The sequence below is a fragment of the Anaerorhabdus sp. genome (genome assembly GCF_036657415.1).
In the GTDB taxonomy this organism is placed as follows: domain Bacteria; phylum Bacillota_I; class Bacilli_A; order Erysipelotrichales; family Erysipelotrichaceae; genus Anaerorhabdus.
Genome location: NZ_JAVXGL010000004.1, coordinates 24,037 through 44,009, shown reverse-complemented (window position 1 = coordinate 44,009; position 19,973 = coordinate 24,037). Strand labels below are relative to the sequence as shown.

The window sequence follows — 19,973 nt, the reverse complement described above, 5'->3', positions numbered from 1 at the left end:
TTATCATGATTCAAAATCAATAAAAAATGAGTATAAATGCATCGTTAATCCCTAAATTAATCAGCAGAATTATAGAACTTTAAATATGTAAATGATATAATGACAAAAGAATGATAGAAAGAGGTATTTACAATGTTAAATGTAATGAATCATCCATTAATTACGCACAAACTTGCGCAAATGCGAAAGGTTGAGACAGGAACTAAAGATTTCCGTCAAAACTTAGATGAAATTGCGGGATTAATGGCTTATGAAATTTGTCGTGACTTGCCTGTAAATGAGGTAACTGTTATGACACCAGTTTCAGAATGTAAAACTTATGAGTTGTCAAAAGAAATTGTACTAGTTCCAATTCTTAGAGCGGGGCTAGGATTAGTGAATGGAATTACTGACTTAATTCCAACAGCAAAAGTAGGCTTTATTGGATTATATCGTGATGAAGAAACATTGATGCCTCATGAATACTTCGCAAAGTTTCCAAGTACAATGCCTGATGCAGTAACAATGGTTTTAGATCCAATGCTTGCGACGGGTGGAAGTGCTGTTGCAGCAATTGATAACATCAAAAAAAGAGGCGCTAAAATTATTAAACTAGTTTGTTTGGTAGGCGCTCCTGAAGGTGTTAAAGCAGTTGAAGAAGCACATCCAGATGTAGATATTTATTTAGCTGCATTGGATGAAAAGTTAAATGAAAAGGGTTATATCGTTCCTGGTCTAGGAGATGCAGGCGATCGAATTTTCGGAACTAAATAATGAAAGCAATTGCACAAGCGTTATCCCTTGGATTTACTGTTATTGCGAATATATTAGTTGGATGTGGATTTGGATATGTACTTGACTCTTGGTTACACACAACACCACTCTTCTTAATACTAGGAATTCTTCTTGGAACAGTAAGTGCATTTTTATCGCTTTATGCAATGGTGGTGAAAAAATGAATGTTGAATTAAAGAAGACAATAAAGCCGACACTAATCCTATGCGCAATTGCAATGGTAATTAGTGCCTTCATTGACTATCGGGTAAGTTTATCAATTCTAGTGGGAACGCTTGTATCTATTCTCCACTTGAATCGACTTGAAAAAAACATAACTCGTGGACTTGAAGATCGGCAAAAAATTGGTGGTTGGATATTTATGTTTATCACTGATTTTATTCTATTAGCTTTACCATTTATTCTTGCGATTGTTTTTCCACAATTTTTTGAATTAATAGGTGCAGCTATTGGATTACTACTTAATAAGTTTGTAATCTATGGAATGAATTTGAGAAGAAAGGGGAGTTAACGGATGGGTCCAATTACAATAACAATACAAAAAGAAGTTCCTTATATCATTGGTATAGTAACTTTGTTATGTATCGCATGTGTGATAATTGGAAATAAAATTAAGAAAACTGATCCACTTGAAAAACCAAAAGGACTCGTTATGATGGCATGCTGGCTTGTTGAACTGATTGACAATACAGTTACAAACACAGTTGACAAGAAACATGCGAAACGTTTAGCACCTTATATCGGTACAATTGCAATTTATATTTTTGTATCAAACATTAGTGGATTATTTGGTTTATTTTCACCAACACAGAATTATAGTGTTACATTATCATTAGCTTTAATTACTTGGATTATGATTCAGTACACAAGTATTAAGGAAAATGGTTTGAAAGCTTATTTACATGGATATATAGAACCATTTGCATTTTTAATCATTCCAAACTTCTTTGGTAGAATAGCACCATTAATCTCTATGAGTTTGCGTTTGTTTGGAAATATTTTGAGTGGTGCGATTATTATGTCACTTGTATATTCATTTACTGGATTTATTTCAAGTTCAATCGTAGGATTGTTTGCATCAGGTGCGGGTGTGTTAAACTTTATCGGACCATTTGTAGCACCGGTATTACATGCATACTTCGATGTGTTCTCAGGATTTATCCAAATGTTTATCTTTATAACACTTACAATGGTATTCATTGGAAATGAATTACCACAAGAATAGATGATTGAAATAGAGGAGGAAAAATTATTATGGATATCACTAGAGGTTTAGTAGCGATTGGAGCAGGTCTTGCAATCATGACTGGTATGATGACTGGGATTGGGCAAGGATTTGCAGCAGGAAAAGCAGTAGAAGCAGTAGGACGTAACCCCGAAGCAGAACCAAAAATTCGTACAATGTTAATCGTTGGATGTGCGCTTGCAGAAACATGTGCCATCTACGGTATGTTGATTGCATTCTTATTAATTTTCGTATTCAAATAGGATACAAACCTATTGATCACGAAGGAGGAATGAATGATGATCGATATCGATATCGCCCAACAGCTATTTCCTAATCCATCAACAATGATCACTCAACTTTTGGCAACAGGTATCCTATTTTATTTTGTATTTAGATTTTTATGGAAACCAGCTCGTGCACTTATGGCAAAACGTTCAAATTTTGTTCATGAAAAATTGAGTGAAGCGGAAGAGAAACTTGCAGAAGCAAAAGAAAAAAATAAATCAGCTCATGAAGAAGTTTCAAAAGCTGTATTTAGATCTCAGGAAATAATTTCAAAGGCTGAAAAAGAAGCTCTTGCATCAAGAGAAGAAATTCTTGAACAAGCTAAAAAAGATGCAACATCAAAACTCGAAAAAGCACGTGATGAAATTGCGATTGAACGCAGTCAAATGCGTGATGAAATGGTAGAAGAAATGGTTAGTGTAGCAATGTTAGCTGCTGAGAAATTAATCAGTGAAAAAGTGGACAGTGATTCTGATCAAAAAACTATCGAAAAATTCGTAAAGGAACTTAACAAACAAAATGAATCAATTAGCTGAGCGTTATGGAACCGCACTTTTCGAGTTGGCAATGGAAAATAATAAAATTGATGAATGGCAAAAACAAGGTAAATTAATTCAATCATCATTAACAGAAGAAATGGATAAATTTTTTAATTCATATCAAATTTCTAATGAAGAGAAAAAGAATGTACTTTTAAAAGCATTCTCAACACATTTAGATTCAATGATGTTAGATTTTTTATGTTTATTAATTGATACACATCGTTTCATGGGTGTTTCTTTAATCCTAAGTAGTTTTAACACATTGTGTAATGAAGCTAAAAAGATAAAAGAAGGTCTAGTTTATTCAGCAAGACCATTAACACTAGAACAAGTTCATCAAATAGAAGAAGCAATGGAAAATCGTATTCATTCAAAATGTGAACTAACAAATAGAATTGATGAAAGATTAATATCTGGATTCAGAGTAGTAATTGATAATGAAGTTGTTGATTCTTCAATGAAAAATAGAATTGCTTCAATGAAGAGTGAACTAATAAAAGGAACGAGGTGACGTGCTTGGAACAACTTAAACCTGGAGAGATAAGTGCATTAATTAAAGAACAAATTAAGCACTATCATGAAAAAATAGAAATGAATGATGTGGGTACAGTCATCAGCGTTGGTGATGGTATTGCGTTAATTCAAGGTTTAGAACACGCTATGGCAAGTGAACTATTGCTTTTCCCAGGCGATGTTTATGGAATGATATTGAACTTAGAAGAGAATCATGTAGCAGCAGTATTATTAGGTGATGATATTGGAATAAAAGAAGGCGATGAAGTAAAACGTACAAATCGTATTGTTGAAGTTCCAGTTGGTGATGGAATGTTAGGCCGTGTTGTCAATGCTCTTGGGCAACCAATTGATGGCAAGGGTGAAATTCCTTCAACAAAAACTAGACCAGTAGAACGTGTAGCACCTGGTGTTATGACAAGAAAAGGTGTTCATCAACCGTTAATGACTGGATTGAAAATTATTGACTCAATGATTCCAATTGGAAAAGGTCAACGTGAGTTGATTATCGGGGATCGACAAACTGGTAAAACAGCTATTGCAGTCGATGCTATTTTGAATCAAAAAGGCCAAAATGTGAACTGTATTTACGTAGCTATTGGACAAAAAGCAAGTACTGTTGCTCAAATTGTTGAAAAGCTTCGTCAAAATGGTTCAATGGATTATACAACAGTAGTTTGTGCTACTGCGAGTGAGCTTGCTCCATTACAATTCATTGCACCTTATTCTGGGTGTACAATCGGTGAAGAATGGATGGAACAAGGGAAAGATGTTTTAATCATTTATGATGACTTAAGTAAGCATGCAGTTGCTTATCGTACGATGTCACTTCTTATTCGTCGTCCACCAGGACGTGAAGCATATCCAGGAGATGTATTCTATTTACATTCTCGTTTACTTGAACGTGCTGCAAAATTGAATGATGAATTAGGTGGTGGTTCATTAACCGCTCTTCCAATTATTGAAACTCAAGCTGGAGATATTTCAGCTTATATTCCTACCAATGTAATTTCAATTACAGATGGTCAAATTTTCTTGCAAACAGAATTATTTAATTCGGGTGTAAGACCAGCGGTTGATAGTGGATTATCAGTATCACGTGTTGGTTCTGCTGCGCAAACAAAGGCAATGAAAAAAGTATCTGGTTCACTAAAACTTGATTTGGCTCAATATCATGAATTACTTGCATTTACACAATTCGGTAGTGATTTAGATCCTGTTACCAAAGCAACAATTGATCATGGAGCACGTTTAACTGAATTACTAAAACAAGGACAATATCTGCCACTAACAATGGCTTATCAAGTTTTATCACTTTATGCAGCAAAGAATGGTTTCTTAAAAGATGTTAACGTAGAAAAAGTACATGTATTTGAAGAACAAATGCATAAATATTTCAAAACAAATCATAAAGAGTTAGTAGATGAACTTGAGTCAACAGGAACATTAAGTGATGAACTTACCTCAAAGATTCAAACTGCAATGGAAAAATTCTTAGAAGAATATAAACTCATGAATGAGGCTTAATTATGGCACAAGGTAAGCAAGCATTAAAACAAAGAATTCGTTCAATTAATGCGACAAAAAAAATTACAAGTGCAATGGAGTTAATAGCGAATTCAAAACTTCAAAAACAAAGAAACTTAATGGAAAAAAATCGTGAGTACTCTACAGTTTTGAAAAAGACAGTTGGAGAAATACTTGCGAATAATCAAGGATTGGATAATCAGTTCTTGCAAGAAAAGAAATCAGAAAAACGTTTAACTTTCTTGTTTTGTAGTGATCTTGGTTTATGTGGTGGGTATAATTCAAATATGATGAAATTAGCCCATCAAGTATTAAACCCAAGTGATCCAGTAATTTTAATTGGAACAAAACAAATTCATTGGTTGGAGTTAAGAGAGTTTAATATTATCAATGAACATATAAGTTCAGACAATATTTCTTTTTTAGAAATTAAAAAATTAGTTCATCGAGCAATTGATATGTTTAAGAAAGATGAAGTATCTTCATTACAAGTTGTATACACTGAGTTTGTGAATACAGTTTCATTTAACCCAGTGATGGAAACTTTACTACCTTACTTTGCAAAAGGTGAAGATTTAGAGGTTAAGCGAAGTAATGTTGAAACAATCTTTGAACCTAGTCCAAATGAAATTTTAAATTCATTGATTCCAATGATGTTGGAAAATGTGGTTTATAGTCTTTGGATGCAAACGAAAACAGCTGAACAAGGTTCGCGTCGTTTGGCGATGGAAAATGCGACCGACAATGCGAATGAATTAAATGATAAATTAGTACTAGCATATAACCAAGCAAGACAAGCTGCAATCACACAAGAGATTACAGAAATTGTTGCTGGGGCAGATGCTTTGTAGAAAGGATAAAGATATGGCAAGAAATATTGGAAAAATTGTACAAGTCATTGGACCAGTTGTTGATATTCGCTATGCGAATGGTTTATTGCCTTCGTTAAAAAATGCAGTCGAAGTAGTTAAGAGTGAAAATGAAAAACTTGTAGTTGAAGTTGCACAACACGTTGGCGATGACTGTGTTCGTTGTATAGCAATGGGATCAACAGATGGATTGGTTCGTGGCATGGATTGTATTGATACTGAAAGTGCTATATGTGTTCCTGTAGGAGCGGAAGTTCTAGGTAGAATGTTTAATGTGCTAGGTGAAGAAATCGATGGGCTACCACCGCTTGGCTCAGAAATAAAAAGACTACCCATTCATCGTGATGCCCCTTCATTTGAGGAACAACAAACATCAGCTGAAATATTAGAAACAGGAATTAAAGTTATTGATTTACTATGTCCTTATGCACGTGGTGGTAAAATTGGATTATTTGGTGGAGCCGGTGTTGGTAAAACTGTATTGATGCAAGAACTTATTCACAACATTGCGAAAGAACATGGTGGTCGATCAGTTGTAGCGGGTGTGGGAGAACGTACTCGTGAAGGAAATGATATGTATCATGAAATGAAAGATTCAGGCGTTCTTGATAAAACAGTATTAGTGTATGGGCAAATGAATGAATCTCCAGGAGCTCGTATGCGTGTTGCGTTATCTGGATTAACAATGGCTGAATATTTCCGTGATTATGAAGGACAAGATGTATTGTTATTTATTGATAACATCTTCCGTTTTACACAAGCAGGTTCAGAAGTATCAGCTCTTCTTGGACGTATGCCTTCAGCAGTAGGTTATCAACCAACGTTGGCAACAGAAATGGGACAACTTCAAGAACGTATTACTTCAACAAGCAAAGGATCAATTACATCAGTGCAAGCAATTTATGTTCCAGCAGATGATTTAACCGATCCAGCTCCAGCAACAGCTTTTACACACTTGGATGCGAAAACAGTACTTGATCGTGGAATTGCAGCGCTAGGATTATATCCAGCAGTAGATCCACTTGAATCAAGTAGTAGAATTCTAGATCCACTTGTTGTTGGTGAAGAACATTATGCAGTTGCTCGTGGGGTACAAGCATTACTTCAACGTTATAAAGAATTACAAGATATTATCGCAATCCTTGGAATGGATGAATTAAGTGAAGAAGATAAAGTTCTTGTTAATCGCGCACGCCGTGCACGTAACTTCTTATCACAACCATTCAATGTTGCAGAACAATTTAGCGGATTAAAAGGAAGATATGTTCCACTAAAAGATACCATTCGCAGTTTTAAAGAATTACTTGCAGGTAAATATGATTATCTACCTGAACAAGCATTTACCTATGCTGGATCAATTGATGATGTGCTTGAAAAAGCCAAACAGTTAGGTCAATAATGATTCATTGCAAAATTGTAACACCACTTGGTCAATATAAAGAATGTGATACAACAATTCTTAATGTAAAAAACCAATTAGGTGAAATGGGAATATTACCTAACCATGTACCACTTGTAACAATGTTAGAAATATCTAAAATGTCTACAATTGAAGATGGTGTTAAAAATGAATATGCGATTGGTGGAGGTTTATTATACTTTCAAGATAATGAAGCTATGATTTTAGTGGATTCAATTGAAAGCAAAGATGAAATTGAAGCAGAGAGAGCGTTAGCGGCTAAATTAAGAGCCGAGGAACGTTTGAATCAAGCAGATAATTCAATGGATGCTAGACGTGCAGAATTAGCCCTAAAACGTGCTATGAATCGTCTAAAAGTAAAAGGTGAATAAACATGCTAGATTTTATTATTCGTCTCTTTGTTTACTTAGGTTGTTTTGTATTATCAATGTATGGATTAAGTAGTGTAAATTATGAAAAATTCATACGAAACGGAAAAGTAAAACAAGCACAAGTTTTATATCTTCTTGTAGCAATGGGAATCGCAAAACTTGCAGCTGAATTTTTAATGAATATTGCGTATAAAGTAATACCGTAAAGTCATGACATCTTGTCGTGACTTTTTTAAATATTTAAGTTTTTAAAAAAGTGCTTGAAATCAATTTTTAATGAACTTATCATTCAGTTAAGGATATCCTTCAACTAAATAAGGAGGAAATAAAATGCATCAAAAAATGATTGATGAGTTAAATCAGCACATTCTTCAAGATTATGAAAACACTGCAGGAATCATAATTATAAAGAATGGAAAAATGGAATATGAGAATTATTTCAATGGAGCCGATGTAAATAGTTCAAGTCATATTTTTTCAGCTACTAAGAGTATTGTTTCTATTTGTATTGGGATTGCAATTGATAAAGGATATATTAAGGGAGTACAAGAAAAGGTATTAAATTATTTCCCGGATTATAAAATAAAAAGGGGAGAGAAAACAATTCAAACTGTAACATTAGAAAATTTACTAACCATGACAGCTCCCTATAAATATATTTTTGCACCATATACAAAACATTTTTCAAGTAATGATTGGGTAAAAAGTTCACTAGATTATTTAGGTGGAAAAAAACCAATTGGAACATTTAGATATACCCCAATGATTGGACCAGATATTCTAACAGGCATATTGGCAAGAACAACAAGACAATCAGTTTATGATTTTGCGAATGAAAATTTATTTGAACCTCTTGGAATTAAAGTAGAAAAAACAATGATTCTTAAAGACAAAGAGGAACACATGAAATATCACAAAGCCAAAGAAACTAGTGTTTGGATTATGGATGAACAAGGAACGAATACGGCAGGATGGGGCTTGTCTTTATCAACGAGAGATATGGCAAAGATAGGCCAGCTTTATCTCAATGATGGAGTTTGGGAAAATAAACAAATTGTTTCATCAACTTGGATAAAAGAAAGTACAAGTGAACATAGTCGATGGGAAAAACAAAATCTAGGTTATGGTTACTTATGGTGGATAATGAAAAATGGTTTTGCGGCAGTTGGTGATGGCGGTAATGTAATCTATGTGAATAAAGAAAAAGAATTGGTTATTGCGATTAGAGGATATTTTAAACCACGATGCAAAGATCGAATTGAATTAATAGAGAAATATATTGAACCTTTGTTCAAATAAAAGATTGGCTGATTTCATATTCATTCTAGAATTTAAATAATTTGATAAATTAAAAGAAACAAAATTCTATTAATGAAAAATAAGTTGTTTCTTATATTAGAATACGATATTCTTGAAATGAACTTATCATGGGGAGGTTTGTATGTTTCAATTACTATTAGCTGTCATTTATTTAGCATTCATTAGTTTGGGACTACCAGATTCATTGCTAGGATCTGCATGGCCAATTATGTATAAAGAATTTTCTGTACCGTTATCGGCAGTAGGATTAATAACAATAATTATTGCATTAGGTACAATCATATCAAGTCTTCAAAGTGACCGTTTAACTAAAAAACTGGGAACAGGCAAAGTAACGTTATTTAGTGTCTTAATGACAGCAATAGCATTATTTGGATTCTCAATAAGCCGTTCATTTTTATCACTATGTCTTTGGGCAATACCCTATGGGCTGGGTGCAGGAAGTGTAGATGCATCATTGAACAATTATGTTGCACTTCACTACAAGAGTCGGCATATGAGCTGGTTACATTGTATGTGGGGAGTTGGAGCATCATTAGGTCCATATATTATGGGATATGCACTAACAGGTGGGCAAACATGGAGCGATGGATTTAGAATTGTATCAATTCTTCAACTAGTTTTAACAGCAATTTTGTTGTTTAGTTTACCATTGTGGAAAAAACAAAAAAGTGACAATATCATTGAAGAAATAGAAGTAAATAAAAAGCCACTTAAGTTAAAAGAAATTATACAATTTCCAGGTGCTAAAGCAGTAATGGTTACTTTCTTTTGTTATTGTGCACTTGAATCAACAACTGGTTTATGGGCAAGTAGTTATCTTGTATTACATTGGCAAATTCATCCTGAAACAGCTGCAAGTTTTGCGAGTTTATTTTATGTAGGTATCACAGTAGGAAGAGCACTAAGTGGTTTTCTTACAATGAAATTTAATGATTCACAAATGATTCGCTTAGGTTTAGGGGTTATTGCGATAGGTGTACTAGCATTATTACTTCCTTTAGGTGAACAAGCAGCACTTGTGGGATTAATTATAATTGGTTTCGGTTGTGCTCCGGTATATCCATCTATTATTCACTCAACACCAAAACATTTCGGTAAAGACAAATCGCAAGCAGTAATTGGTGTGCAAATGGCTTCGGCTTATGTAGGCGCATGCATTATGCCACCTTTGTTTGGATTAATTGCGAACTATATCAATGTAGCTCTATTACCAGTATATTTGACTGGATTACTTATATTAATGTTTGTGATGCATGAAAAACTGATTAGGGATACAAAATAAAAATAGTAATATAAACATCAAATAAATTTAAATGTAGATACAAACAATATTTTGTTTCTACATTTTTTATATTGTTGACAAATTCAATGACATTAATCATAATATAAACATGTTTATATAATTGTATTTATGGAAAAGAGGTTTTATTGTGGCTAGAAAAATACAAATATCAAAAGAAGTGATTTTACAAGTGGCGCTAGAAATGTTGATTCGAGATGGGTTTGCATCAGTAAATATAAAAACATTATCAAAAGAGATTGGATGTTCAACACAACCTTTGGTATGGCATTTTGAAAATATGGATGGATTGCGTAAAGCATTAGCACAATACGCTTTAGCATATGCGAATACTAAAATGGAACCTAAAGATGGAAATTCAATTGAAGCTTTCAAACAAGTAGGAACAGGATTTGTGCAAATTGCATTAGAAGAACCTAACCTATTTCGTTTTCTTTATTTGGAAGGTTATATGGGATCACCAGCAGATAATTTAGAGATGCTCATCAATGATGAAGAAAATATTGAATTAATAAAAAGAATATCAAAAGACTTAGAAATTTCTAAAAAGAAGGCGAGTAGATATTTACAAAATACAATTGTTTATACATATGGAATTGCAACACTAATTGCTATTGGAATGATTAAGACATCGCAAAAAGAAGTAATGAAACTCGTTAATAATGCTGCCAATGCATTTTTGATACAAGAGGGAGTATTATTAGACGAACTATCTAGTAAAAAAAGGAAGTAACTATGAAAACAAGAAGTTTAATTTTATTAAGTGCAATAATCTTGGAACTCTTATTTATTATTTATTGCGTTTTTCAAAAATCGAATCGTGTTCCTCTTGGATATATTTGTGCTTTTTTATCTTTCATCTTGTTGATTTGTACGGGTTGGTTGCTATTGTTTCCTAAAGTTCCATTAATTGAAACTACAGGAAAGTATGATATTAGTGAAGAAAGTACTTTTTATAAAGATACAAAAAGAGTTGAGATATACACTAGTGATGGAAGTTATCGAGAATTGCCAGTTACATTTTGGTATCCTCAAAAACAGGAGGAGAATCAGAAATATCCACTTATACTATTTTCACATGGAAGTTTTGGAGTAAAAGAGAGCAATCTAACTCTTTATCGTGAATTGGCAAGTCATGGATACATTGTTGTTAGTATTGATCATACATATCAATGTTTTTCCACAAAACTATCAAATGGAAAAACAGTTCGGGTAAGTAGTGAATTCATGAAAGAAATTGCATCAGAGAATCCTCAAAAGAAACCAGAAGAATCGTTCACTCATTTTAAAAAATGGATGGATATTCGTTCGGGAGACATTAATTTGGTATTAGATACAATTATTGAGAATGTATCTAATAAGAGTGAAGAACTTGATGTATATAAGTATATTGATACGACACAGATTGGATTAATTGGTCACTCGCTAGGAGGTTCTGCAGTGTTAGGTGTAGGTAGGCAGAGAGATGATATATCTGCCGTTATATCCTTGGAAGCTCCATTTCTTGCAGATATAAAAAGTGTAGATGAAAAAGGAAATTTTATTTTTGAACAATCAGATTATCCAATTCCGGTGCTAAATATTTATTCAGATGAATCATGGAAAAATTTAAGAAATTGGAAACAATATGAAGAGAATGCTAAACTTTTAGATATAGAATCCGAAACAATTCAAAACGTTTATTTAAAAGGCATTGGACATTTTTCACTAACAGATTTATCTTTGTCATCACCATTTTTAACAATGCTATTAGATGGTGGTCATACAAAAAATAATCCACAAGAAACATTGATAGAAATCAATGAAATATGTTTATCATTTTTAAATAAATTTATGAAGAAATAAAATATTGATAATAAAAGGCATATCCTCTCAAATGGATATGCCTTTAAACTATTTAGAATTGATTGTACTAACACCTACTGTTATTTCTTCTAATACATTTAATAATACATTCACAGTTGATAATGATGTGAACATTGTAATTCCATTTTCCACAGCAGCTTTTCTAATTTCAATACCATCTTGTTGGGCATGATTACTTTCATGAGAAACAGTATTCACAACGTAGGTAATATGTCTTTTTTGTAATGATTCAAGAATTTGATTTGAACCGTTACTTATCTTTTCTTTAACACGTGTCTTGATACCATTTCTTTTTAAGAATTCAGCAGTACCATAGGTAGCTTCAATATTGAAACCTAGTTTATAGAAACGCTTAATTAGTGGTAGTGCATAGTTTTTATCTTTATCAGCGATAGTGACAAAGATTGTTCCATAGTTTGATACAGTAGAACCACTTGCCTGAAGAGCTTTATAAAGAGCTCGATTCAAACTGTCATCATAGCCTATGACTTCACCAGTAGATTTCATTTCAGGAGATAGATAAGCATCTAGTCCTCTAATTTTTGCAAAAGAGAATGTTGGAACTTTTACAAACCATCTTTCTTTTGCGGGTTCTACAAATGTTCCATATCCTTGACTCTTTAATGAATATCCAAGCATTACTTTCGTCGCAACATTAGCTAGTGGAATTTCAGTAACTTTAGAAAGAAATGGCACAGTTCTTGATGATCGAGGATTTACTTCAATGACATAGACTTTTTCATCTTCATCCACAATGAATTGAATATTGAACAAACCAATGATACCAAGACCAAGACCAAGTTTATTTGTATAGGTTGTAATGGTATCTTTTACTTTATTTGAAATTGAGAATGTTGGATAAACACTAATAGAATCCCCAGAATGTACACCGGTTTCTTCAACATGCTCCATAATCCCGGGAATGAATACATCTTTTCCATCTGATATTGCATCAACTTCTAATTCTTTACCAATGATATATTTATCAACAAGTACAGGTTGTTCTTCATCAATATGCACAGCAGTTGTAAGATATGTTCTTAATTGCTCGTCATCATTAACGATTTGCATTGCTCGACCACCTAAAACATAACTAGGACGGACAAGAACTGGATAGCCAATTTCATTCGCAATTTTGATGCCTTCTTCAATTGCGAATACAGCTTTTCCTTTTGGCTGATTTAGTTGAAGTTGAGTCATTATTTTTTCAAATGAATCTCTATTTTCAGCACGTTCAATGGCTATTGTATCACTGCCAATAATCTTTACATTATGTTGCGCAAGCTTTGCTGCTAAATTTACTGCTGTTTGTCCACCGAGGGTAACAATGACTCCTTCAGGATTTTCAGTATGAATAATATTCATCACATCTTCAATAGTTAATGGCTCAAAATATAGTTTATCTGCTACGGTGAAGTCAGTAGAAAGAGTTTCTGGATTGTTGTTGATAATGATAGCTTCATAACCAAGTTCCTTGATTGCCCAAATTGCATGGACTGTTGAATAATCAAATTCTACTCCTTGTCCGATACGAATAGGACCACTTCCAAGAACAATAACTTTTTTATTTGTTGTAACTCTATTTTCATCTTCCTTGGAATATGTTGAATAGAAGTAAGGCACATATTGTTGTTGGTACTTAACATTATCAACGATACGATAATGTGGATATAAATTATTTTTTTCTCTTAACTTATAAATATCATATTCACTACATCCCCAACATTTTGCAATATAGCTATCTGCAACTGATAATTTTTTTGCTTCGCGTAGAATTTCAATATCATTTTTATTTGCGTGTAGTTTCTTTTCAAATTGGATGATTGTCTGAATGCATTCAATAAAATATTTGGTGATTTTTGTTGCTTCACAAATTGTATCAATAGATACACCTTTTCTTAATGCTTCAAATAATGCAAACAAACGATCATCAGTAGGCGTAGTAATATAGGTTATTAAATCACTGCTATTCATATTGGTGAATTTTTCTTTGTTAGGATAAGTGGCACCAGCTTCAAGACCACGAATAGCTTTTAGTAGGCATTCTTCGATGCTTTGCCCTAAACTCATCACTTCACCAGTAGCTTTCATTTGTGTAGATAGATGATTATTTGCTTGTTCAAACTTATCAAAAGGAAAGCGTGCAACTTTAGCGACAATATAATCTATCGCAGGTTCAATGGATGCAGGAATTCCATTAATATCAATTTCATCAAGTGTTAATCCAATCGCAATTTTTGCAGTAACACGTGCAATTGGGTATGCTGTTGCTTTAGATGCTAATGCACTTGAACGACTAACACGTGGATTAACTTCAATTAAGAAATAATTACAAGTGTTTGGTTCTAATGCAAATTGGACATTACAGCCACCTTCGATTTTTAGTTCTTGTATAATTTTCAATGCACTTTGTTTTAACGTTGTCAGTTGTTCTTGTGTCAAGGTTTGGCAAGGTGCAAATACAATTGAATCACCAGTATGAATACCTACAGGATCCATATTCTCCATATCACAAATTGCAATGGCTTTATTAGTTTTATCACGCATAACTTCAAATTCAATTTCTTGATAACCCTTTATACTTTTTTCAACCAGCACTTGATGAACAGGACTTAATACTAATGCATGATTCATGAGTTCAATGAATTCTTCTTCCGTATCTACAAATCCGCCACCAGTACCGCCGAGGGTAAAAGCTGGGCGAAGAACAAGGGGATAACCAATTTCTTTTGCTGCAAGTATTCCTTCTTCTAAATTATTTGCGATTTTTGAAGCGATAACGGGTTCGTTAATAGCAATGCACATGTCTTTGAAACATTCTCTATCTTCTGCTTTTTGAATTGATTCAATGGATGTTCCAAGAATTTCAACTTGGCATTCATCAAGAATTCCTTTGTTATGAAGTTGCATAACAAGATTTAATCCAGTTTGTCCGCCAAGACCAGGAACAACTGCATCTGGACGTTCCATACGGATGATTCTAGCTACATACTCCAATGTTAGTGGTTCCATGTAGACTTTGTCTGCCATGTTTGTGTCAGTCATAATTGTAGCTGGATTTGAGTTAATTAAGACTACTTCATATCCTTCTTCCTTTAAAGCTAAACATGCTTGAGTTCCCGCATAATCAAACTCTGCAGCTTGTCCAATAATAATTGGACCGGAACCGATTACTAATACTTTTTTAAGATCATTTCTTTTTGGCATAATTTTACCTCCCGTGTAAACTTAATCATTTCCAAAAAAAAGCTGATAACAAATGTTAACAGCTTTATGTATAACGATGAAAATAAATGTCAAAGGCATTTTCTGAATATTTATAGTGTTTAAATGCTCTATTACTATAAGTCATCATGAATCCTCCTTGCACTTCTAGATTAATTTTAAAGATGTTTTCAAAAATTGCAAGAAATATTTTATGAATAATTGCCAAATAGTACAAAAATTTAATTCAAAAAAGAGTACTAATCATTTTTGAAATAAAGTAAAATAAAAATGGAAAAGAAGGTGCTGTAATGAAATTAGAAATGATTCAAGAAGCCAAAGCAGTTTTAAAACCAATTTTAAATAGTACACCACTTATTGATGCGGTGACATTACATGATAAACTGTGGATAAAAGCAGAAAATCTTCAAAAAACAGGTGCTTTTAAATTACGAGGAGCATATTTCAAGTTAAGTAAGCTTACACCCGAGGAAAAGTTGAGTGGTGTTGTAGCAGCAAGTGCAGGGAATCACGCTCAAGGTGTAGCGTATGCTTGTAAAGATATGGGGATCAAGGGAACTATTGTGATGCCAGCGACAGCACCTTTATCAAAGATAGAGGCAACACGTAGTTATGGAGTTAATGTAGAACTTGTTGGAGATACCTTCAATGATGCTTATGAATATGCAAAGGAATTAGTTGCGAAAACAGGTAGTGTATTTATAGAACCATTTGATGATGAGATTGTCATGGCAGGACAAGGCACAATCGGACTAGAAATAATAGAAAAAATGCCAGATGTTGAAGTTGTACTCATACCAATTGGTGGGGGAGGTCTTGCAGCGGGTATTGCATATGCAATTAAATCTTTAAAACCATCATGTAAAGTGTATGGCGTTCAAGCAAAACATGCGCCAAGTATGAAAGTATCAATAGAAGAGAAAAAAATCACAGAATGTGAAGTAAATACAATGGCAGATGGAATTGCGGTTAAAAAGCCAGGAGTTAAAACTTATGATATTTGTAAAGAATATTTAGACGGTGTAGTATTAGTAAATGACAAAGAAATATCCGCAACAATTTTAATGCTCCTAGAAAAACTAAAACTTGTAGCTGAGGGTGCCGGAGCAACGGCAGCAGCGGCAGCACTTTTTAATAAAGTTGATATTGAAGGTAAAAAAACAGTAGCTTTATTATCAGGAGGAAATATCGACGTAAACTATTTAGCACAGATTATTGATTTAGGTTTAATTAAGACAGGAAGAAGATGTACAATTTCATTCCGCCTCACAGATAAGCCAGGAAATCTAAAACGCGTTATCGATACTCTTTCAGAATCAGGAGCTAATATCATTACCGTAGAACATGATCGTTTATCGAATGAAGTATTAAAACATCGTTGTTCAGTAACTATTGTCATGGAAACACTTAACCAAGCTCACAAAGAAAGTCTTGTTCAAAAATTAATTGCAGATGGCTATGAAGTAGAAGTCAGAAAAGGTGAATTAATTGCGACAGATTTAGATGAATAAGAAAAAATAGTAAGCATAGTTTGAACTCCGTTATTAAGATAAATATCTGAAGGCGGAGTTTTATTGTGAATTGATGGAATTCAATACTGCTATTTTATAGTTGATGATGAGTGATAAATAATAAAAAATCATTCTTCAAATGGAGAATGATTTTCAGTAACAGTTATTTTGGTTCAAATAATTCAATTACTTGAATATCGTAGAAGTTTTTGTACTCATCAAATTTTTCTTGATTTTCTATAGCCCAACCAGCAAGTGTTCTTTTGAATAACTTATTCAAACGTACAGACCAGTTAATTTCATTATAACCATAACTAATAATATCTGGTTTTGCTAAAAAATTGAGAAACATATTTTGTAATATAAATCCTAAAAACTTAGGATATTTTTCATTTTTGAAATTTTGTGAAATAACACCACGTAAGATTTTTGGATTTAATTTTCTTAGGTAAATAATCGCAATAACATTGAATGAACATACATAATAATTACCAGGATATTTTTCCATTAATTGTAATGTCATATTCACTAACTCTTTGAAGTTCATACTAAAATCTTTAATTTCGATATAAATGGGAACTGTACCATGATTGAGTTTTAATACATCTTCAAATAATGGTATTTTATCCATTGTATTGAGAAGATTAAATTGAAGTAAATCATCATAGGTGGTCTCTTTAATAATTAAAGATGAGTTAGACATTCTTTTAAGGTCATCATCATGGAAAACAACAACTTGTTTATCTTTTGTAAGTTGAACATCTAATTCGATACCATAGCCTTTATTTATACATTTTTCAAAGGCTTTCATACTATTTTCAGCAATTTTTTTATTATCATAAAAACCACGATGATAGTAGATTCCCTTTAATGATTCTAATGACTTTGCACGTTTATTTGTTCCTAAAACACTGTATAGGATAAATAGAAGCAATAGGATTAGTATACTAATGAATATCATTCAATTTTGCACTCTTCTCTCTAAGCTCTTGAAGCTTTTCGCCAAAGAAAGGATAAAACTTTATTACGATAAATGCAAGTATAAAACATACACATGGTGCTAATCCCATAAGGAATCTAAATCCAAGTAATGCCTCACTTGGTTGTGAAGTTGCATTTGCGATATATCCTGTAGAATCTAGAATAAAGGCACTTATAAACCCTTGAATAACAATGCTAATACGCATGATAAGTGCATTAATTCCGTAATAAGACCCTTCTCTTCGTTTGCCTGTACGAATTTGATCTTCATCAATGATTTGACCATATAATACATTAGGCATAATCATTGAACCACTTACGGCAAAACCAAGAAATAATGAAATAATAGCAACAACGATAATGTTAGGAGCTACAAAGAAGCCCAGAGTACCTAGACAATATAAAGCAATTGAAAGCTGATATGTTTTCTTAGGACCAATCTTACTAGCTAGTTTAACAATAAGTGGAGTGAAAATCATCGATGAAATGAACATAGCACCCATGATGATAGTAACACCTAAATCATTACCTAAAACATAGCCAGTATAGAAAGGCATACTAGATGTAATTAGAATTTTTCCAGTTTCAAGAAGTAAAACACTCGATACACAAATGATGAAAGCTTTACTTGAGAATGTTTGTTTAAAAGATTCAATAAGGCCTAACGGTTCTTCTTCCATGTTTTCTTTCTTTTCATGAATACCATAAACTGAAATCAGCATAGTAACGGCGGAAACAATTGCGAAGATAATAGACATCGTTGCATATCCAAAGGCATTGACGATAGGTTGGACTAATAAAGTTGCACCAACAGCTCCTATAACACCTAGGATTTGAGAAATACCACCAACACGAGAACGATTTTTCTCATCGTTATACATTTCAGGCAAGGCAGCTGACCAGTTCAACATAACAATAGTAAAGAAGGTATCGTATAAGCACATAGCAAATAAGAAATACAAGAATAGTGTTGTTTGATTATCAAGTGCGAATTGGGGAGGCATGAACACAAGCATGAATGAAATTGCAAGCGGAATAGCACCAAACATAATATAGGGCTTTCTTCTTCCCCAGCGTGATTTGGTACGGTCAGAGAAATAACCAGCAAGTGGATCATTAATGGCATTCCAAATTCCATAGATAAGCATTGCAAGTGCATAATAACTCGCACTTAAACCTAATTGATCGACATAGAAAAACATGTAGAATGATCCAACTGCATAACTTACAATTCCCCCTGAGAAATTTGCAAGCGAGTAAGCAAAATCTTTTAACTTATTCATAAAGTGGTTCTCCTTTTATTTTTTTGTACTCATTGAATAATTGATTTTTAATGCTTTCATGACATTGAATATCTGGATTCAAATGATTGGTCAATTTCATTGAAATAACTTTTTTCGTTGTTGTTGATTCAATAATGGCGCCATTTTGAAAAAGTGTTGTCACCCCTGTGATTTTAATTGCACCGTCAAGAATGAGTGGACTTTTAATACCGTTCATCATGACTTCTTTCATTCGCATATCGAGTCCACGTAATGCTAGATAGTAGTTGTACTCTTCCATATTCGCAATCGGTAGTGCAATAATTGTACAGCCCTTTTTCTTAGCGATTCTAAGTGTTTCAAAATAAGATGCATCCATACAAATAGGCATACATAATTTTCCAAAAGGTAAATCAAATGTTTTAAGATCATCCCCGGCGGTTAAACCAAATTGTTTTTCCATATCAACTAAATGAAGTTTGTTTTGAAAGCCGAGTAGTTCACCTTCAGGTGACACCAAGTGCTGGCGATTGTATATCTTATTGTCTTCAACCACAAACATCGAACCACTACAAACATATATTTTATATTTCATGGCTAAATGTTGGAGTAAGAGCAGTGATTCTTGATAGTAATCAAATTTTTTTAAAAGATTTAAAATAGATATTTCTTTTGAATCGGTTGTGTCTGAGGATACTTTAGAAGATTTCTTGAATAGAAATGTACGCACAAATGGAATAAACAATAGAGGTATCATTCCAAACAATTCAGGAAAACAAAGGAGTGAACTGTTCTGACGTTTTGCTTCTATAAAGTAACTTTCCACATCATGTTGGTAGTCTTGCATAGAGTGATATTTCTTCACCTTAAAGTTAACAGCACTTACGATATTAGTATTAGAGAAATTTTGAATTGTTATTGGGGTTGACTTTACTTTAAATTTTGAATGCATATAATTATTAAATTTAGATATCAT

At 33.1% G+C, this 19,973-nt stretch carries 21 protein-coding genes; 17 read left to right on the top strand and 4 right to left on the bottom strand.

Going from position 1 to position 19,973, the window contains the following annotated elements; all coding sequences use genetic code 11:
* Window positions 1-132 precede the first annotated feature (132 nt).
* From upp to RSB60_RS01190, 16 genes are all read left to right on the top strand, one after another.
* A complete protein-coding gene (gene upp, locus RSB60_RS01265; RefSeq protein ID WP_323381164.1) occupies window positions 133-753 on the top strand; it encodes a uracil phosphoribosyltransferase in 621 nt (206 codons plus the stop codon).
* Complete coding sequence (locus tag RSB60_RS01260) at window positions 753-938, top strand: AtpZ/AtpI family protein (protein ID WP_332614067.1); 186 nt, start codon at window positions 753-755, stop codon at window positions 936-938. The genes upp and RSB60_RS01260 overlap by 1 nt, the downstream gene beginning before the upstream one ends.
* On the top strand, window positions 935-1,285 hold the full coding sequence (locus RSB60_RS01255) for an ATP synthase subunit I (RefSeq protein WP_323381166.1): 351 nt from the start codon (window positions 935-937) through the stop codon (window positions 1,283-1,285). The genes RSB60_RS01260 and RSB60_RS01255 overlap by 4 nt, the downstream gene beginning before the upstream one ends.
* Before the next feature lie 3 nt (window positions 1,286-1,288).
* Window positions 1,289-1,999 carry a F0F1 ATP synthase subunit A gene (locus RSB60_RS01250; protein WP_332614065.1) on the top strand — a complete coding sequence of 237 codons (711 nt, stop codon included), beginning with the start codon at window positions 1,289-1,291 and terminating at the stop codon, window positions 1,997-1,999.
* A 29-nt stretch (window positions 2,000-2,028) separates the two neighbouring features.
* Window positions 2,029-2,262, top strand: a complete 234-nt coding sequence (gene atpE, locus RSB60_RS01245) for an ATP synthase F0 subunit C (RefSeq protein WP_323381168.1) — start codon at window positions 2,029-2,031, stop codon at window positions 2,260-2,262.
* A 33-nt stretch (window positions 2,263-2,295) separates the two neighbouring features.
* The gene (gene atpF / locus RSB60_RS01240; RefSeq protein ID WP_332614062.1) at window positions 2,296-2,823 is read left to right on the top strand and encodes a F0F1 ATP synthase subunit B; all 528 of its coding nucleotides are present in this window, start codon (window positions 2,296-2,298) and stop codon (window positions 2,821-2,823) included.
* Window positions 2,807-3,340: an ATP synthase F1 subunit delta gene (gene atpH, locus RSB60_RS01235; protein ID WP_323381170.1), complete on the top strand. Its 534-nt coding sequence runs from the start codon at window positions 2,807-2,809 to the stop codon at window positions 3,338-3,340. The genes atpF and atpH overlap by 17 nt, the downstream gene beginning before the upstream one ends.
* 5 nt (window positions 3,341-3,345) lie before the next feature.
* Window positions 3,346-4,869 carry a F0F1 ATP synthase subunit alpha gene (gene atpA / locus RSB60_RS01230; protein WP_332614060.1) on the top strand — a complete coding sequence of 508 codons (1,524 nt, stop codon included), beginning with the start codon at window positions 3,346-3,348 and terminating at the stop codon, window positions 4,867-4,869.
* Window positions 4,870-4,871: 2 nt separating this feature from the next.
* Window positions 4,872-5,720 (top strand): ATP synthase F1 subunit gamma, encoded by an 849-nt coding sequence (gene atpG / locus RSB60_RS01225; protein ID WP_332614058.1) that lies wholly within the window; start codon window positions 4,872-4,874, stop codon window positions 5,718-5,720.
* 13 nt (window positions 5,721-5,733) lie between these two features.
* A complete protein-coding gene (gene atpD / locus RSB60_RS01220; protein WP_323381173.1) occupies window positions 5,734-7,137 on the top strand; it encodes a F0F1 ATP synthase subunit beta in 1,404 nt (467 codons plus the stop codon).
* Window positions 7,137-7,529 carry an ATP synthase F1 subunit epsilon gene (gene atpC / locus RSB60_RS01215; protein ID WP_323381174.1) on the top strand — a complete coding sequence of 131 codons (393 nt, stop codon included), beginning with the start codon at window positions 7,137-7,139 and terminating at the stop codon, window positions 7,527-7,529. The genes atpD and atpC overlap by 1 nt, the downstream gene beginning before the upstream one ends.
* 2 nt (window positions 7,530-7,531) lie before the next feature.
* Window positions 7,532-7,735 carry a DUF1146 family protein gene (locus RSB60_RS01210; protein WP_323381175.1) on the top strand — a complete coding sequence of 68 codons (204 nt, stop codon included), beginning with the start codon at window positions 7,532-7,534 and terminating at the stop codon, window positions 7,733-7,735.
* A 124-nt stretch (window positions 7,736-7,859) separates the two neighbouring features.
* A complete protein-coding gene (locus RSB60_RS01205) occupies window positions 7,860-8,828 on the top strand; it encodes a serine hydrolase domain-containing protein (protein WP_332614055.1) in 969 nt (322 codons plus the stop codon).
* 142 nt (window positions 8,829-8,970) lie between these two features.
* Window positions 8,971-10,134, top strand: coding sequence for an MFS transporter (locus tag RSB60_RS01200; protein ID WP_332614053.1), 1,164 nt, complete (start codon window positions 8,971-8,973; stop codon window positions 10,132-10,134).
* A gap of 148 nt (window positions 10,135-10,282) precedes the next feature.
* Window positions 10,283-10,885 carry a TetR/AcrR family transcriptional regulator gene (locus tag RSB60_RS01195; protein ID WP_332614051.1) on the top strand — a complete coding sequence of 201 codons (603 nt, stop codon included), beginning with the start codon at window positions 10,283-10,285 and terminating at the stop codon, window positions 10,883-10,885.
* Window positions 10,886-10,887: 2 nt separating this feature from the next.
* Complete coding sequence (locus RSB60_RS01190) at window positions 10,888-11,997, top strand: alpha/beta hydrolase family protein (RefSeq protein WP_332614049.1); 1,110 nt, start codon at window positions 10,888-10,890, stop codon at window positions 11,995-11,997.
* A gap of 48 nt (window positions 11,998-12,045) precedes the next feature.
* Here the strand turns inward: RSB60_RS01190 and carB are convergent, their stop codons facing one another.
* Window positions 12,046-15,225 carry a carbamoyl-phosphate synthase large subunit gene (carB, locus tag RSB60_RS01185; RefSeq protein WP_332614047.1) on the bottom strand — a complete coding sequence of 1,060 codons (3,180 nt, stop codon included), beginning with the start codon at window positions 15,223-15,225 and terminating at the stop codon, window positions 12,046-12,048.
* 308 nt (window positions 15,226-15,533) lie between these two features.
* On the opposite strand from carB, the gene ilvA reads away from it, so the two are divergent.
* Complete coding sequence (gene ilvA, locus RSB60_RS01180) at window positions 15,534-16,754, top strand: threonine ammonia-lyase (RefSeq protein ID WP_332614045.1); 1,221 nt, start codon at window positions 15,534-15,536, stop codon at window positions 16,752-16,754.
* Window positions 16,755-16,917: 163 nt separating this feature from the next.
* Here the strand turns inward: ilvA and RSB60_RS01175 are convergent, their stop codons facing one another.
* From RSB60_RS01175 to RSB60_RS01165, 3 genes are read right to left on the bottom strand one after another with little or no spacing between them, the layout of a single operon-like run.
* The gene (locus RSB60_RS01175; RefSeq protein ID WP_332614043.1) at window positions 16,918-17,715 is read right to left on the bottom strand and encodes a glycerophosphodiester phosphodiesterase family protein; all 798 of its coding nucleotides are present in this window, start codon (window positions 17,713-17,715) and stop codon (window positions 16,918-16,920) included.
* On the bottom strand, window positions 17,702-19,018 hold the full coding sequence (locus tag RSB60_RS01170) for an MFS transporter (RefSeq protein ID WP_332614041.1): 1,317 nt from the start codon (window positions 19,016-19,018) through the stop codon (window positions 17,702-17,704). Before RSB60_RS01170 ends, RSB60_RS01175 begins: the two co-directional genes overlap by 14 nt.
* Window positions 19,011-19,973: a nitrilase-related carbon-nitrogen hydrolase gene (locus tag RSB60_RS01165; RefSeq protein ID WP_332614039.1), complete on the bottom strand. Its 963-nt coding sequence runs from the start codon at window positions 19,971-19,973 to the stop codon at window positions 19,011-19,013. The genes RSB60_RS01170 and RSB60_RS01165 overlap by 8 nt, the downstream gene beginning before the upstream one ends.